Below are 14523 nucleotides of genomic sequence, written 5' to 3'. Positions count from 1 at the left end.
GCCCCTGACTCGTTATGCTTCTATCAATTTTTTCTGCGTCTTGCCGGCTGACGGGTCGTTATGCTCGACCTCTTTCAGTCTGGCGGTGAAGTGGCGCAGCACGGCCGGCTCGTAAATGAAGTCGAGCCCCTTCACCCGGTGGGCGTTCTTCTTCACCTCGCCGAAGGCCTCGATGACAAAGTCCATGTGGGTCTGGGTATAGGTGGCACGGGGGATGGTCAGGCGCAGCAGCTCCGCCGGGCAGGGGTGCTGCTTGCCGGTGGCGGGGTCGCGCCCCAGCAGCAGGGAACCTATCTCCACCGCGCGGATGCCGGCGACCTTGTAGAGCTCGCAGGCCAGGGCGTGGGCCGGGAACTGATCCGCCGGGATGTGGGGCAGCAGCTTGCCCGCATCCACGAAGGCCGCATGGCCCCCCGCCTGCTGGCACACCACGCCGATGGCCTCCAGCCCGTCCACCAGGTACTGCACCTGGCCGATGCGATAGGCCAGCCAGTCCTGGCGCATGCCGTCCCGCAGGCCCACCGCCAGGCGCTCCATGGCGCCTCCTTCCAGGCCGCCATAGGTCGGGAAGCCTTCCTGCACCACGCACAGGGTGCGGCACTCGGTGTAGACGTCCAGCATGCTGTCATCCTTGAAGCACAGCAGCCCCCCCATCTGCACCATGGCATCCTTCTTCGCCGACATGGCGAGGCCGTCGGCGTACTTGTAGGACTCCCTGGTGATCTCCTCGATGGTCCAGTTCGCGTAGCCGGGCTCCCGCTGCTGGATGAAGTAGGCGTTCTCGGCGAAGCGGGCGGAGTCCATGATGACGGGGATGTCGTACTTTCTGGCGATCTCGTACACCGCCTTCAGGTTGGCAATGGAGACCGGCTGCCCCCCGGCGGAGTTGCAGGTGATGGTGCTGACGATGTAGGGCACGTTGGCGGGGCCCGCCTCCAGGATGGCCTCTTCCAGCTTCACCAGATCGAAGTTGCCCTTGAAGTCGGCGGTGACCGAGGTATCGAACGCCTCCCTGGTGTAGACGTTCTTCGCCACGCAGCAGTTGATCTGGGTGTGGCCCTGGGTGGTGTCGAAGAAGTAGTTGGAGAGGGCCACCATCTTCTTGCGATCCAGCCCCTTCTCCTGCTCCCGCTTCTTGATGAGCACGGGGATGTAAATCTGCTCGGCGCCGCGCCCCTGGTGAGTGGGGATGGTCAGGGAGTAGCCGAAGATCTCCTGCACCGCCTGTTGCAGGGCATAGTAGCTGCGGCTGCCGCTGTAGGCCTCGTCACCGCGCAGCATGGCGGCCTGCATGTCCTGGGTGATGGCGCCGGTGCCGCTGTCGGTCAGCAGGTCGATGAAGACGTCTTCGCTGTCCAGCAGGAAGGGGTTCATGCCCGCCCGGACAATGGCCTCTTCCCGATAGGCACGGGTGGTGCGCTTGACCGGCTCGATGACACGAATACGGAAGGGTTCGGGCAGATGCTTGAAGTTTTCCATAATATAAACACCCCAGATTTAAATATTCAGAATGAGTCTCTTCCCCCGCCGAAAATAGAATGTCCGGCAGGTGGGAAATATTGAGAAATGGATGCACGACATCGCCTCGCCAGAATAAACAGGCAAAGACGGGTGCAGCTATTTCAGTTCAGGAATGGAGGCGGGCTCGTGGCATGGCAGGCATGCCGCGCCGCCGCGGGGAATTACAGCGGGAAGAAGAACGCGATCTTATGGTCCAGGGTAAACCACTTGGGATAGCTGACCTTGATATTCATGTTGTTGCTCATCCAATTGATATTAACAACGCCAAATAACAGCACCCATTATGGTGGGGAGCGCTATATGATCAATTGCAATATGAGCAAAGTGGGATGGCGCTAACAATTTGGCGGGGGATTTTTATACAGCTTATTATCGCCAATCCGAAAGATCCCCCCATCATCCACCTTTTGCCCTTTCCCCCTCAGTGGCTCAGCCAGGGCAGCCGCTGCAACAACTCGTAGCGGTCAGAGATCGGTGTCTGGCTGACCCAGAGATCCAGCAAGCCATAGGAGAGTAGCGGCAACACCAGCAGCAACAGGCAGAGCAGCCCCAGCAGTTGGCGGGGGGCGAGTCGCTGCCCTTGCGTGCCAAGATGCAGGGCATCGGCCCGCTTGGGGCAAGCGGCCACGCAGCTCTGGCAACTGGTGCACTCGAGGCTCTGCACCGCGATGAGCTGGTGCACCTGGATGCGCGAGGGGCAGGCCCGGCTGCACTTGTCACAATCGTGGCCCGCACTTCGCAGGCAGCGGTCCGGGTCGCGGCGAATGCGCAATGGGGTCAGCAGGCCGAGCAGGGCGAACCAGGCGCCATAGGGGCAGAGGTAGCGGCAGAACCCTTGCCGAAAGGTGGCGGTGAGCAGCAGCACCCAGCCAAGGCACAGGCCCGAGATCAGGGTCAGGTTGAAGAAGAAGGCCCCCATCTTCATGTCCGCCGCCTGATGGTAGGGGCTGGCGAGGTAGCCGGACAGGGCGGCGGCGGGTACCGCCAGCAATATGATGAAGAGCAGAAAGCCGAGCACCAGAAACTTCTGCCCGCGCAACACGGCATCGAGCCAGCGCGGCGGGGTCCACTCCCCCGGCAACAGGCGCGAGCGCAGGCCGTGCAGCCACTCCCCCACCAGCCCGAGCGGGCAGAACCAGGCACAAAACGCCCGACCCAGCAGCAGGGCCGACAGGGAAAGCACCAGCACGGTGACGGTGGCCGCCGGGTGGTGGGGGTCCGTCAGCCCCTGCCCGAGCCAGGCCCGCAGCCCGAGACCACCGGCGATGGGCAGGAAACCGTCCACCACGTCAGGGCGTACCAGCCAGGGGGTCATCCCCAGCCCCAACTGTCCGATATGAACAACATATTGAACCGCCACCAACCCCCAACACAGCAGCAATAGCTGCCTGGTGGCCATTCTGAGACGTTGACTGTCTATGTGGGCCAGCATGAGCAGGGGGTGATAGCGCAGCCAGAGCGCCAGGGTCGTGGCCACCAGCCCCAGTGCGAGCCAGAGTACCGAATCCGCCACCAGCAGCCAGAGCGCGGCGGCCAACAGCAGAGAGAGAGTCCAGCCCCAACCGCTGCGGCCCTGCCACAACAACAGAACCAGATAGACCAGACCCGAGGTCATGGTCAGGGCTTCCAACAGGCTCATGCTTCCCTCACAGTGCTCATCCGAATCGAGGGGGCAGGATAACCAACATCTGAGTTGATGATTTTGATCTGCATGGGCAGAGGGGGCATTTGCCCGCTCCGCCCTCTGAGCCTTAAACCCCGTTATTTGCGGCTGTGGAACAGCGGCTGGTCGGATTCTGCCTGCTCGGCCCAGAAGTGGATGTTGAAACGGGCATCCTCCGACAGCTCGACCCTGTGCCAGTACCGGGGCGGGCTGGTGGCAAACTCCCCGGCCCGGATCACCAGAGTGATCTCGGGCTCCTCGGCCTGTTCGTCGGCAAAGCCGTGATAGGTGACGGTGCCCTCCATCACGCAGAGCTGGCCGAACACCCCGGCCGCGGTGTTGTGATGGGTGAGCAGGGCCTGGGGCACATTCTCGCGGGTAAAGAAGGGGGTGGAGCGGCGCACCACCCAGTGAGACGGGATCAGTTGCATGGCCATATCGGTTCTCCTCGTGTGGCCGGGTCGACCCGGCCGGTGCAATGAAAGGGGTTAACGGGGCAGCTGACGCAGCAGCGGGAAGGCGGCGCTCATCTGGTCGCCCCCCACCACGAAGCCGCACAGCTCGCCGGCTTCATCACGCGCCTCGGCCACCATGCCGTGGCTGTTCCAGCGGCACTGCCAGGCAAGATCCTCGCCCCGGGTGCGACCGGCCAGTTGCAGCGGGTAGCGCGGCGTCTTCACCTTCACCAACATGGGGGGCAAAGTCAGCGGGGTCGGCGTGCCGAGCAGGGTGCGCGCCAGCGCATTGGCTCCCAGCACGATGGGTTGCAGGAAGGGGAGCAACTGACCCTGCCACTGCATGCAATCCCCCAGCGCGAAGATATGGGGATCGCTGGTCTGCAGCCGATCGTCGACCAGGATGCCACGCGCCACTGCCAGCCCGGCCCCACGGGCCAGGGCCAGATTCGGCCGCAGGCCGATCGCGACGATCACCAGATCCTGCTCGCTGACGCGGCCATCGGTCAGAGTCACCCGCCAGCCATCCCCCGGCTGGGCATCCATCCTGGCGAGACCCGTCCCGAACTGCAGACTGACCCCCTGGGTGCGCAGGGCCTGTTGCAGCGGCTGGGTCAGGGTAGCAGGCAACAGGGCGCTTAAGGGGCTGTCGGCCAGGTCCAGCAGGGTGACCTCGCGGCCATCGCTCGCCATGTCCATCGCCAGCTCACAGCCGATGAGGCCGGCCCCCAGCACCAGGATGCGGCGGGCCTGACGCAGTTGCGCCTCGGTGGCGGCGTACTCCTGCTGGCTGTTGAGGGTGACCAGGTGTTCGCTGCCCGGCAGATCGGGGCGCGCCGCGCTCGCCCCTGTGGCCAGCACCAGCTGGCCGTAGGGGAATTCCCCCTGGGCGGTCAGCACCAACCGCCTTGCTGGGTCGATGCCATGCACCGGGCAGTGGGGCAGCAGCGCGATGCGCTGCTGCTCGGCAAAATCGCTGCCGCTCTGGCGGGTCATGGCTGCGGCAGGGCAGCCCCGACTCACCACATGGCTCAAGTCGGGCTTGTTGTACTCGTCGCCGCTGTCGGCGGTGATGAGGCGGATGGGCTGATCCCAGTCCAGCTTGCGCAGGCTCTTGACCAACTGCTGGGCAGCAAAGCCGCTGCCGATCACCACTATCTCCCGGCTGATGCCAGCGTCAGTTTGAATTGCTGCGCTCATACACAGGCCTCCACGGCGCAGGGTTCGAATACCTCCTTACCGATGCCGCAACCCGGGCAGAGGAAGCTGTCAGGTACCTGGGCCCAGGGGGTGCCCGGCGCCACCAGCTGATCCGGCTCGCCCAGCGCCGGGTCATAGACCCACTGGCAGACGGTGCAGAGCATGGCCTGATCATCGTCCCATTCGGCGGTGGCCGGAGTGGCTTGCGGGGCCTTGGCTGGAACGGATACTGGCGTCACGGTTGCCTGGGTTGTGGTGATCGGGCGGGGCGCATCCAGCGGATGCAGCGCCCACTGACGGGCGAGCTGGCGGCCATGCTCGCGGCATTCGGCCAGCGCCGAACCATCCGGGCGCCACTTGGCCTTGAGGGAGATGCTGATGTCGAAACCTGCATCCATCAGGCGAGTCTGGATCCGGTCCACCGCACCGCCGGTCCAGCCGTAGCTGCCGAAGGCCGAGGCGCGCTTGTTGCGAAAACGCAGGCCGGTGATCTCTTCGAGCATGCCCGCCACCTTGGGCATCATGACGTTGTTCATGGTGGAGGAGCCCACCAGTATCCCCTTGGAGCGGAACACCTGGGTCAGGATCTCGTTCTTGTCGTGGCGGGCCACGTTGTAGATCTTCACCGCCACGCCGGGGTCCACCTCGTGGATGCCCTGGGCGATGGCGTCGGCCATCATGCGGGTGTTGTTGGACATGGAGTCGTAGAACAAGGTGACGCGGTCTTCCTGATACTGATCCGCCCACTCCAGGTATTTGAGGATGATCTGGGTGGGATCCTCGCGCCAGACGATACCGTGGGAGGTGGCCACCATGCTCACCGGCAGGTTGAAGCCCAGCACTTCCTTGATCTTGGCGGTCACCAGCGGGCTGAAGGGGGTGAGGATATTGGCGTAGTAGCGCTGGCACTGCTCCATCAGCTCGGTCTGGTCCACCTCGTCGTTGAACAGGTGCTCGTCGCAGTAATGCTGACCGAAAGCGTCGTTGGAGAAGAGCACAGCGTCCTCGGTCATATAGGTCATCATGCTGTCGGGCCAGTGCAGCATGGGGGTCTCGATGAACACCAGCTGCTTGCCGTTGCCGATGTCCAGGCTGTCACCGGTCTTGACCGGGTGGAAGTTCCACTCCGGGTGGTGATGATGGCCGGTGATGGAGTCGATGGCGTTGTGGGTGCAGTAGATGGGGGTGCCGGGGATGCGGGCCATCAGCTCGGTCAGGGCGCCGGCGTGATCCTCCTCGGCGTGGTTGATCACCACATAGTCGATGGCGGCGAGATCGATCTGCGCCGCCAGGTTCTGCACGAACTCGCGGCTGAACTTGTGATCGACGGTATCGATCAGCACATTCTTCCCTTCGCGGATAAGGTAGCTGTTGTAGCTGGTGCCCTTGTGGGTCTTGTACTCGGTACCGTGGAAGTCGCGTATCTCCCAGTCCCGTTGGCCGACCCAGTGGATGTTGTTCTTGACGTGAATGCTCATCAGGCAGTTCCTCGAATGCAATAGTGTATGTTCGACTGAACCAGCTATTGCAGCGGACGTGCCAAGTTATAACTCATTGATTTTTATCGACACTAATTTCAATGATTGTCATTAAGACAATCTCGTCATATAGTCAAAATCACAAACACACTGTCATTTGGACAATTATCGTGATCTCGACCGACAGCCTGGCGCGCATCGCCCTCGACCTGCAACTCGGCATCTCTCATCAGGACCGCTTCCACCGCCTGATCCAGAGCGTGCGCAGCCTGCTGAACTCGGATGCCTCGGCCCTGCTGCGCTACGAGGGGGGCCAGTTCATCCCGCTGGCCATCGACGGCCTGATGCAGGACGTGCTGGGGCGCCGCTTCGCCCTCAAGGATCACCCGCGCCTCGAGGCCATCGCCCGCGCCGGGGATGTGGTGCGCTTCCCCGCCGACAGCGCCCTGCCCGACCCCTATGACGGCCTGCTGCCGGATCACGACGACTTCAAGGTGCACGCCTGCGTCGGCCTGCCGCTCTTCTCGGATCAGGCGCTGATCGGCGCCCTGACCATAGACGGCATGAACCCGGCCCAGTTCGACGGCATCAGCGACGAGGAGCTGCGTCTGGTGGGGGCCCTGGCCGCCGCCGCCCTCGACAACGCCCTGCTGCTGGAGCGGCTCGCCCGCCAGAGCAGCGAGCCCCTGGTCCCCGGCACCCGGCCCGGCCCCGAGCAGCCGGAGATGATAGGCCACTCCCCCGCCATGGCCCGGTTGCGCCACGAGATAGACGTGGTGGCCAACTCGGAGCTGAACGTGCTGATTTTGGGGGAGACCGGGGTCGGCAAGGAGCTGATCGCCAAGGCGGTGCATCGCGGTTCCCAGCGCGCCAAGGCCCCCCTGGTCTACCTCAACTGCGCCGCCCTGCCCGAATCCGTGGCCGAGAGCGAGCTGTTCGGCCACGTGAAGGGGGCCTTCACCGGCGCCATCCACAATCGGGCAGGCAAATTCGAGCTCGCGGACAAGGGCACCCTGTTTCTCGACGAGATTGGCGAGCTCTCCCTGGCGCTGCAGGCCAAGCTGCTGCGGGTGCTGCAATACGGCGATCTGCAGCGGATCGGTGACGACACCCCGCTCAAGGTGAATGTGCGCATCCTGGCGGCCACCAACCGGGATCTGAAACAGGCGGTGGTCGAGGGGCAGTTTCGAGCCGACCTCTACCACCGGCTGAGCGTGTTCCCGATCCACGCCCCGGCACTGCGGGAACGCCCAGGCGACATTCCCCTGCTGGCCGGTTACTTTTGCGAGCGCTGCCGGCTCGGCCTGGGGCTGGAGCAGCTGCGTATCCAGCCACAAGCGCTGCAACTGCTCGAGCGCCACGACTGGCCCGGCAACGTGCGGGAGCTGGAGCACGCCATCCACCGCGCCGCCGTGCTGGCCAGGGCCGAACAGGGCAGCCCCTCGCCGACCCTGGAACCCCACCACTTCAACCTGGGGCCGACGGGCTCATCCCTGCCCGCCGACACCGTCAGCCAGCCCGCCTCCCCGGCCATTGCCGGCCTCGGCCTGCGCGCCGCCACCGATCTGTTCCAGCGCCAGCTCATCGAGCAGACCCTGACGGCCCATGACGGCAACTGGGCCGCCACCGCCCGGGCGCTGGATCTGGACGGCGGCAACCTGCACCGCCTCGCCAGGCGGCTCGGCCTCAAGGCCTGACGCCCCCAGATTCGAGAGGGGCCCAAAAACAGAAACCCCCTCGCTGGCGAGGGGGTTTCTTGTTCATGGCACCCGTGGCGCCGTCAGCGCAGGGACTTGACCGAGCGGCGGACGATGAGCTCGGGCTGCACCGTCATGGACTCCACTTCCAGCTCCTTGTTGCGGATCCGGCTCACCAGTTGCTGCACCGCCAGCAGACCGAGCTCGGCCTTGGGGTGGCGGATGGTGGTGAGCGGCGGGCTGGAGAAGCGCGCCATCTCCACATCGTCATAGCCGATCATGGAGATATCGTCCGGCACCTTGACCCCGGCCTCCCAGGCGGCGCAGATGGCACCGATGGCCATGGGATCGTCGAAGGCAAAGACCGCAGTCGGGCGAGGGGTGAGGGCCAGGATGCGCTGCATGGCATCGAAGCCGCTCTGGCTCTCGTAGTCCCCTTCGAAGATCTGCTCTTCTTTCAGGGTCATCCCCTGTTCGGCCAGGGCATCGCGCACCCCGTCCAGCCGCTGCTGGGTGGTCGGTTTGGCGAGATGGCCGGTGATGCAGACGATGTTGGTATGGCCCTGCTCCAGCAGATGGCGCATGGCCAGCCGCGCGCCGATGCGGGCGTTGTCGTTGATCACGTTGGCGAAATCGCACTCGTTGCCCCAGTCCAGCACCACCTGCGGCACCTTCTTGTGGATGCGCAGCATGTCCCTGAACTGGGTGTCGATATCGGTCCCCAGCACCAGCAGACCGTCCACCCGCTTCTCCATCAGCATGCGCAGATAGTGCTGCTGGCGGGGCGGCTGGTTCTCGGTGTTGCACAGGATCAGGCTGTAACCCTGCTCGAAGCAGTAGGCTTCCACCCCCTGTACCACTTCCGCGAAGAAGGGGTTGGCACTGGTGGTCACCAGCATGCCAATGGTCTTGGTCGAATTGATCTTGAGACTGCGCGCCACCGAGTTGGGCGCGTAGTTCAGCTCTGCCACCGCCTCAAGCACTTTCTGGGTTGCGTCTTCGCTGACCCGACGGGTGTGATTGAGTACATGTGAGACGGTGGAGATGGATACGCCTGCGCGCGAGGCGACATCCTTGATAGTTGCCATCTCTGTCTCCTGAATAACAAAGGCGGAACAGTAGCAGATTTCCCGAATAAAGGCTTGGTTTTAACGGGCGCTGCCAGTGAATTATCAATGCTGGCTAATCTATGCGGTCATTTCTTTTTGCGCAAACGGATTTTGGTCAAAATGAGAGCGGACGCAGAATGAAATATCGTCAGTTTTTTACTCTGGAAATTGTCACCATGACAATTTGTTATCTGTATGTTGCACCACCTTGACAACATTAAACTCCGATAAACAGCAAAAAACTGCGTGTTAATTTCACAAAACCCCTCTCGCGCCTGCTCCGGTTAGTATCTTTAACATCTTGTTATTGCCCGGCGAGGAATGATAGAACCTTATCTATCGCCGGGCTGGCGGGACACAGGCTCGGAATGACGTGCATAAAATGAAACAATTCACTGATTAAGGGACGAATCAATGCATAACTTCAGCAAAATGGCAGTCAGAGCAGCGGTTTCTTTGGCTCTGTTTGGATCAGTTTCCATGGCCAATGCGGCCGATACCATCAAGATCGGCATCGCCGGCCCCCTGACCGGCCCGGTCGCCCAGTACGGTGACATGCAGTTCACCGGCGGCAAGATGGCGGTCGAGCAGATCAACAAGGCGGGCGGCATCAAGGGCAAGCAGATCGAAGCCGTCATCTATGACGATGCCTGCGATCCCAAGCAGGCCGTGGCCATCGCCAACAAGGTGATCAACGACGGCGTCAAGTTCGTGGTCGGCCACCTCTGCTCCGACAACACCCTGCCCGCCTCCGACATCTATGAAGATGAAGGGGTCCTGATGGTCACCCCCGCCTCCACCAACCCCAAGATCACCGAGCGCGGTTACCAGCTGACCCTGCGCACCATCGGTCTGGACAGCGACCAGGGCCCGACCGCCGCCAAGTACATCATCGAGCAGGTCAAACCCCAGCGCGTGGCCGTCATCCACGACAAGAAACAGTACGGTGAAGGCATCGCCTCCAGCGTGAAAGCGGCCCTGGACAAGGCCGGCGTCAAGGTCGTTGCCTATGAGGGCATCACTGCAGGCGACAAGGACTTCTCCGCCCTGATCGCCAAGCTGCAAAAAGAGAACGTCGACTTCGTCTACTACGGCGGCTACCACCCCGAGCTGGGTCTGATCCTGCGCCAGGCTGGCGAGAAGGGTCTGAAGGCCAAGTTCATGGGTCCGGAAGGCGTGGGCAACAAGGACATCTCCGCCATCGGCGGCCCGGCTTCCGAAGGCCTGCTGGTGACCCTGCCGAACAAATATGACCTGGTGCCGGCCAACGCCCCCATCGTGGAAGCGTTCAAGGCCAAGGGTCAGGACTCCTCCGGTCCGTTCGTCTGGACCACCTACGCCGCCATGCAGGCCCTGGCGGCCGGTATCGCCAAGGCGGGCGAGGATGATCCGGCTGCCGTCGCTGCCGCCATCAAGGCCGCACCGATCGACACCGTGATGGGCCCCCTGACCTGGGCACCGAACGGTGACCTGAAAGGCTTCGAATTCGGTGTGTTCCAGTGGCATGCCGACGGTACCTCCACTCAACTCAAATAATCTGCCGGTCGGGGTGACGTGAGTCACCCCTCCTTTCTTTGCGGGCAAGTACACAGGGAACGCGGTATGTCCGAACACCTTCTTTATCTGGTTCAGCAGTTGCTGAACGGATTGACCATAGGCAGCACCTATGCGTTGATCGCCATCGGCTACACCATGGTCTACGGCATCATCGGCATGATCAACTTCGCCCACGGCGAGGTCTACATGATCGGCTCCTATGTCGCCTTCATGGTGATGGCCGGGCTCATGATGATGGGCATCGACAGCACCGTGCTGCTGCTGGGGGGCGCCTTCCTGGTCAGCATCATCATCACCGGCAGCTATGGCTGGTCCATAGAACGGGTGGCCTATCGTCCACTGCGGGGCGGCAACCGTCTTATCCCCCTCATCTCCGCCATCGGCATGTCGATCTTCCTGCAGAACATGATGCGGATGGCCCAGGGCTCGCGTGACATCGCCATGCCCACTCTTATCTCCGGGGGCTGGACCCTCGGCGGCGAGGATGGCTTCCAGGCCAGCCTCTCCTACATGCAGCTCATCATCTTCGTGGTGACCTTCGTCACCATGCTGGCGTTGACCCAGTTCATCGGCCGCTCCCGCATGGGGCGTGCCTGCCGTGCCTGTTCGGAAGACATCAAGATGGCCAACCTGCTAGGGATAGACACCCACGTGGTCATCTCCATCACCTTCGTGCTGGGGGCCGCCCTGGCCGCCGTCGCGGGGGTGCTGCTCGGCATGTACTACGGTGTCATCAACCCCTATCTCGGCTTCATGGCGGGCTTGAAGGCCTTCACCGCTGCGGTATTGGGCGGCATCGGCAGCATTCCCGGTGCCGTACTGGGCGGCCTGCTGCTCGGCGTGGTGGAAGCGCTCACCGCGGGCTATCTCAGCACCGAGTACAAGGATGTGATGGCCTTTGCCCTGCTCATCTTCGTGTTGCTCTTCATGCCCACCGGCATCCTGGGTCGTCCGGAGGTCGAGAAGGTATGAAAAACCAATCTATGCATGCCCTCGTGCTGCTGTTCATGACCATCACTGGCATTCTCGGCCGTCCGGAAGTGGAGAAAGTCTGATGAAACGTCAATTTATCCATGCCTGCATCGCCAGCCTGGTGCTGCTGGTGCTCTCCTTCTGGCTGCTCGGCTTCAAGCTGGAGACCGATGGCTCCCGCCTGCTGGTGGTGAGCCGCCTCGATGTGTCGCTGGCCTGGCTGCTGGGGGGCGCCACCATCGTCTTCTGGTTCCAGATGCTGCGCGGCCAGATAAGCCGGCTGTTCCAGGCTTCCATCAGCGGCTTCTCCGTCGGTTTCACCAAGCTGGTGCTGCCAAGCCCCGAAGAGGCCCCCAAGCTCTATAACCTCACCGCCGTGCTGGTGCTGCTGTTTGCGGTGAGCTGGCCCTTCATGGCCTCTCGCGGCGCCATCGATCTGGCCACCCTCACCCTGATTTACATCATGCTGGGGCTGGGACTGAACGTGGTGGTGGGCCTCGCCGGTCTGCTCGACCTTGGCTATGTCGGCTTCTATGCGGTCGGCGCCTACAGCTACGCCCTGCTCAACACCTACTTCGGTCTGAGCTTCTGGGAGTGTCTGCCCATCGCAGGTCTGCTGGCGGCCACCTTCGGCTTCCTGCTCGGGTTCCCGGTGCTGCGGCTGCGGGGGGACTACCTGGCCATCGTCACCCTGGGCTTTGGCGAGATCATCCGCATCCTGCTCAACAACATGACCACCCTGACCGGCGGTCCGAACGGGATCTCCGGCATTCCGAAACCGACCCTGGGGGGGCTCGAGTTCAACCGCACCGTCAAGGATGGGGGCTTTGGCACCTTCCACGACTTCTTCGGCATCGCCTACAACGCCAACCACAAGGTGATCTTCCTCTACCTGATGGCCCTGGTGCTGGTAGTGGCGACCCTGTTCGTCATCAACCGCCTGCTGCGCATGCCGCTCGGCCGTGCCTGGGAGGCGCTGCGGGAAGACGAGATCGCCTGCAAGTCCCTGGGGCTCAACCCCACCATCATCAAGCTGACCGCCTTCACCATAGGCGCCTGCTTCGCGGGCTTTGCCGGCAGCTTCTTCGCCTCCCGCCAGGGCTTCATCAGCCCGGAATCCTTCGTCTTCATCGAGTCGGCCATCGTCCTTGCGATTGTGGTGCTGGGAGGCATGGGATCCCAGATCGGGGTGGTGCTGGCGGCCATCGTGATGACGGTGCTGCCGGAGCTCGCCCGCGAGTTCAACGAATATCGCATGCTGATGTTCGGTCTCTTGATGGTATTCATGATGATCTGGCGGCCGCAGGGACTGCTGCCCATGAGTCGACCCCATATGGAGCTGCGTAAATGAGCAACAATCAACCATTGTTGGATGTCTCAGATCTGTCGATGCGCTTTGGCGGCCTGCTCGCGGTCAACGGCGTCAAGCTGGATGTGGAAAAGGGGGAGGTGATCTCCATCATCGGCCCCAACGGGGCGGGCAAGACCACCATCTTCAACTGCCTGACCGGCTTCTATCGCCCGAGTGGCGGTGTCATTCGCTACAAGGGTGAGGAGATCCAGGGGTTGCCCGGCCACCTCATCGCCCGCAAGGGCATAGTGCGGACTTTCCAGCACGTGCGCCTGTTCAAGGAGATGACGGCGGTGGAAAACCTGCTGGTGGCCCAGCACAGGCATCTCAATACCGGCTTCATCGCCGGCCTGTTCAAGACCCCCTCCTTCCGCCGCGCCGAGAAAGAGGGGCTGGAGCAGTCCGCCTTCTGGCTGGAAAAGGTGGGCCTCAAGGATCTCGCCAACCGCGCCGCGGGCAACCTGGCTTACGGCCAGCAGCGCCGCCTCGAGATCGCCCGCTGCATGGCGACCCGGCCCGAACTGCTGATGCTGGATGAACCGGCCGCAGGCCTCAACCCCAAGGAGACCGACGAGCTCAACGAGCTCATCTCCAACCTGAGGGACGAGTTCGGGGTCTCGGTGCTGCTGATCGAGCACGACATGAAGCTGGTGATGGAGATCTCCAACCGCATCTTCGTGGTCAACCAGGGCACCCCGCTGGCCCACGGCAAACCGGACGAAATCCGCAGCAATCCGGCGGTGATCAAGGCCTATCTGGGCGAGTCGTAAGGACAAAAAGATGTTAGAACTTCGCAACGTATCGACCCACTACGGCAAAATTCAGGCGCTGCACGACGTCAGCGTCGAGGTGAAAGAGGGGGAAATCGTCACCCTGATCGGCGCCAACGGCGCCGGCAAGACCACTCTGCTGATGACCCTGTGCGGCGAGCCCAAGCCCAGCAGCGGTTCCATCTGGTTCGAGGGGGAGCAGATAGACTCTCTCACCACCGCCCGCATCATGCGCAAGGACATCGCCGTGGTGCCGGAGGGGCGCCGCATCTTCGCCCGCCTCACGGTGGAGGAGAACCTGCTGATGGGGGCCTTCTTCGTCGACAAGGCGGAGCAGCGCGGCCTGCTGGATCAGATATTTACCTTGTTCCCCCGCCTGCACGAGCGGCTGGAGCAGCGGGCAGGCACCATGTCCGGCGGCGAGCAGCAGATGCTGGCCATCGGGCGCGCCCTGATGAGCAAGCCGCGCCTGCTGCTGCTGGATGAACCCTCCCTGGGACTCGCGCCCATCGTCATCCAGCAGATCTTCGACACCATAGAGCAACTGCGCCAGAAGGGGATGACCATCTTCCTGGTGGAGCAGAACGCGAACCAGGCGCTCAAGCTGGCGGATCGCGGCTATGTGCTGGAGAACGGCCGGGTGGTGCTGCAAGACACGGGAGAGGCCCTGCTGGCCAACCCCGCCGTCCGCCAGGCCTATCTTGGCGGCTGAGGATGCAGCAACCATCGTCACCCTTCCCCTGCCGCGCT

Annotated in this window: 13 protein-coding genes; 6 read left to right on the top strand and 7 right to left on the bottom strand. The window is 62.9% G+C overall.

Annotated elements, in window-relative coordinates; genetic code table 11:
- Window positions 1-12: 12 nt before the first annotated feature.
- The 6 genes from tnaA to norV form a co-directional block, all read right to left on the bottom strand.
- A complete protein-coding gene (gene tnaA, locus AB5Y53_RS02630) occupies window positions 13-1479 on the bottom strand; it encodes a tryptophanase (protein ID WP_010672391.1) in 1467 nt (488 codons plus the stop codon).
- A gap of 203 nt (window positions 1480-1682) precedes the next feature.
- On the bottom strand, window positions 1683-1754 hold the full coding sequence (tnaC, locus tag AB5Y53_RS02625; protein ID WP_223302601.1) for a tryptophanase leader peptide: 72 nt from the start codon (window positions 1752-1754) through the stop codon (window positions 1683-1685).
- Between the two features lie 188 nt (window positions 1755-1942).
- Window positions 1943-3160, bottom strand: a complete 1218-nt coding sequence (locus AB5Y53_RS02620) for a 4Fe-4S binding protein (protein ID WP_368181079.1) — start codon at window positions 3158-3160, stop codon at window positions 1943-1945.
- Window positions 3161-3282: 122 nt separating this feature from the next.
- Complete coding sequence (locus AB5Y53_RS02615) at window positions 3283-3621, bottom strand: DUF1971 domain-containing protein (RefSeq protein ID WP_128313657.1); 339 nt, start codon at window positions 3619-3621, stop codon at window positions 3283-3285.
- A 51-nt stretch (window positions 3622-3672) separates the two neighbouring features.
- Entirely contained in the window at window positions 3673-4839 is a 1167-nt protein-coding gene (gene norW / locus AB5Y53_RS02610) for an NADH:flavorubredoxin reductase NorW (RefSeq protein WP_368181078.1), read from the bottom strand.
- Window positions 4836-6317, bottom strand: coding sequence for an anaerobic nitric oxide reductase flavorubredoxin (gene norV / locus AB5Y53_RS02605; protein ID WP_368181077.1), 1482 nt, complete (start codon window positions 6315-6317; stop codon window positions 4836-4838). Before norV ends, norW begins: the two co-directional genes overlap by 4 nt.
- A gap of 170 nt (window positions 6318-6487) precedes the next feature.
- On the opposite strand from norV, the gene norR reads away from it, so the two are divergent.
- Window positions 6488-8014 (top strand): nitric oxide reductase transcriptional regulator NorR, encoded by a 1527-nt coding sequence (norR, locus tag AB5Y53_RS02600; protein WP_368181076.1) that lies wholly within the window; start codon window positions 6488-6490, stop codon window positions 8012-8014.
- An 83-nt stretch (window positions 8015-8097) separates the two neighbouring features.
- Here norR and AB5Y53_RS02595 read toward each other — a convergent pair whose 3' ends face one another.
- The gene (locus AB5Y53_RS02595; RefSeq protein WP_039041004.1) at window positions 8098-9102 is read right to left on the bottom strand and encodes a substrate-binding domain-containing protein; all 1005 of its coding nucleotides are present in this window, start codon (window positions 9100-9102) and stop codon (window positions 8098-8100) included.
- 435 nt (window positions 9103-9537) lie between these two features.
- On the opposite strand from AB5Y53_RS02595, the gene AB5Y53_RS02590 reads away from it, so the two are divergent.
- The 5 genes from AB5Y53_RS02590 (at window position 9538) to AB5Y53_RS02570 (ending at window position 14485) form a co-directional block, all read left to right on the top strand.
- Window positions 9538-10659 carry a branched-chain amino acid ABC transporter substrate-binding protein gene (locus AB5Y53_RS02590; protein ID WP_039041003.1) on the top strand — a complete coding sequence of 374 codons (1122 nt, stop codon included), beginning with the start codon at window positions 9538-9540 and terminating at the stop codon, window positions 10657-10659.
- Between the two features lie 66 nt (window positions 10660-10725).
- Complete coding sequence (gene livH, locus AB5Y53_RS02585) at window positions 10726-11652, top strand: high-affinity branched-chain amino acid ABC transporter permease LivH (RefSeq protein ID WP_010672383.1); 927 nt, start codon at window positions 10726-10728, stop codon at window positions 11650-11652.
- Between the two features lie 82 nt (window positions 11653-11734).
- On the top strand, window positions 11735-13003 hold the full coding sequence (locus AB5Y53_RS02580) for a high-affinity branched-chain amino acid ABC transporter permease LivM (protein ID WP_039041002.1): 1269 nt from the start codon (window positions 11735-11737) through the stop codon (window positions 13001-13003).
- Complete coding sequence (gene livG / locus AB5Y53_RS02575) at window positions 13000-13773, top strand: high-affinity branched-chain amino acid ABC transporter ATP-binding protein LivG (protein ID WP_010672381.1); 774 nt, start codon at window positions 13000-13002, stop codon at window positions 13771-13773. Before AB5Y53_RS02580 ends, livG begins: the two co-directional genes overlap by 4 nt.
- Before the next feature lie 10 nt (window positions 13774-13783).
- Window positions 13784-14485 carry an ABC transporter ATP-binding protein gene (locus AB5Y53_RS02570; RefSeq protein ID WP_010672380.1) on the top strand — a complete coding sequence of 234 codons (702 nt, stop codon included), beginning with the start codon at window positions 13784-13786 and terminating at the stop codon, window positions 14483-14485.
- Window positions 14486-14523 lie beyond the last annotated feature (38 nt).

The organism is Aeromonas sp. R7-5, assembly GCF_040908015.1.
Taxonomy (GTDB): Bacteria; Pseudomonadota; Gammaproteobacteria; order Enterobacterales; family Aeromonadaceae; genus Aeromonas; species Aeromonas caviae.
This window is presented reverse-complemented; position numbering and strand designations above follow the sequence as displayed.

Coding starts and splice junctions, on each gene's coding strand:
- norW (WP_368181078.1), bottom strand. CDS start 4,839: ATGAGCGCAGCAATTCAAACTGACGCTGGCATCAGCCGGGAGATAGTG.
- AB5Y53_RS02590 (WP_039041003.1), top strand. CDS start 9,538: ATGCATAACTTCAGCAAAATGGCAGTCAGAGCAGCGGTTTCTTTGGCT.
- AB5Y53_RS02615 (WP_128313657.1), bottom strand. CDS start 3,621: ATGGCCATGCAACTGATCCCGTCTCACTGGGTGGTGCGCCGCTCCACC.
- AB5Y53_RS02570 (WP_010672380.1), top strand. CDS start 13,784: ATGTTAGAACTTCGCAACGTATCGACCCACTACGGCAAAATTCAGGCG.
- AB5Y53_RS02595 (WP_039041004.1), bottom strand. CDS start 9,102: ATGGCAACTATCAAGGATGTCGCCTCGCGCGCAGGCGTATCCATCTCC.
- tnaA (WP_010672391.1), bottom strand. CDS start 1,479: ATGGAAAACTTCAAGCATCTGCCCGAACCCTTCCGTATTCGTGTCATC.
- AB5Y53_RS02580 (WP_039041002.1), top strand. CDS start 11,735: ATGAAACGTCAATTTATCCATGCCTGCATCGCCAGCCTGGTGCTGCTG.
- norV (WP_368181077.1), bottom strand. CDS start 6,317: ATGAGCATTCACGTCAAGAACAACATCCACTGGGTCGGCCAACGGGAC.
- AB5Y53_RS02620 (WP_368181079.1), bottom strand. CDS start 3,160: ATGAGCCTGTTGGAAGCCCTGACCATGACCTCGGGTCTGGTCTATCTG.
- livH (WP_010672383.1), top strand. CDS start 10,726: ATGTCCGAACACCTTCTTTATCTGGTTCAGCAGTTGCTGAACGGATTG.
- livG (WP_010672381.1), top strand. CDS start 13,000: ATGAGCAACAATCAACCATTGTTGGATGTCTCAGATCTGTCGATGCGC.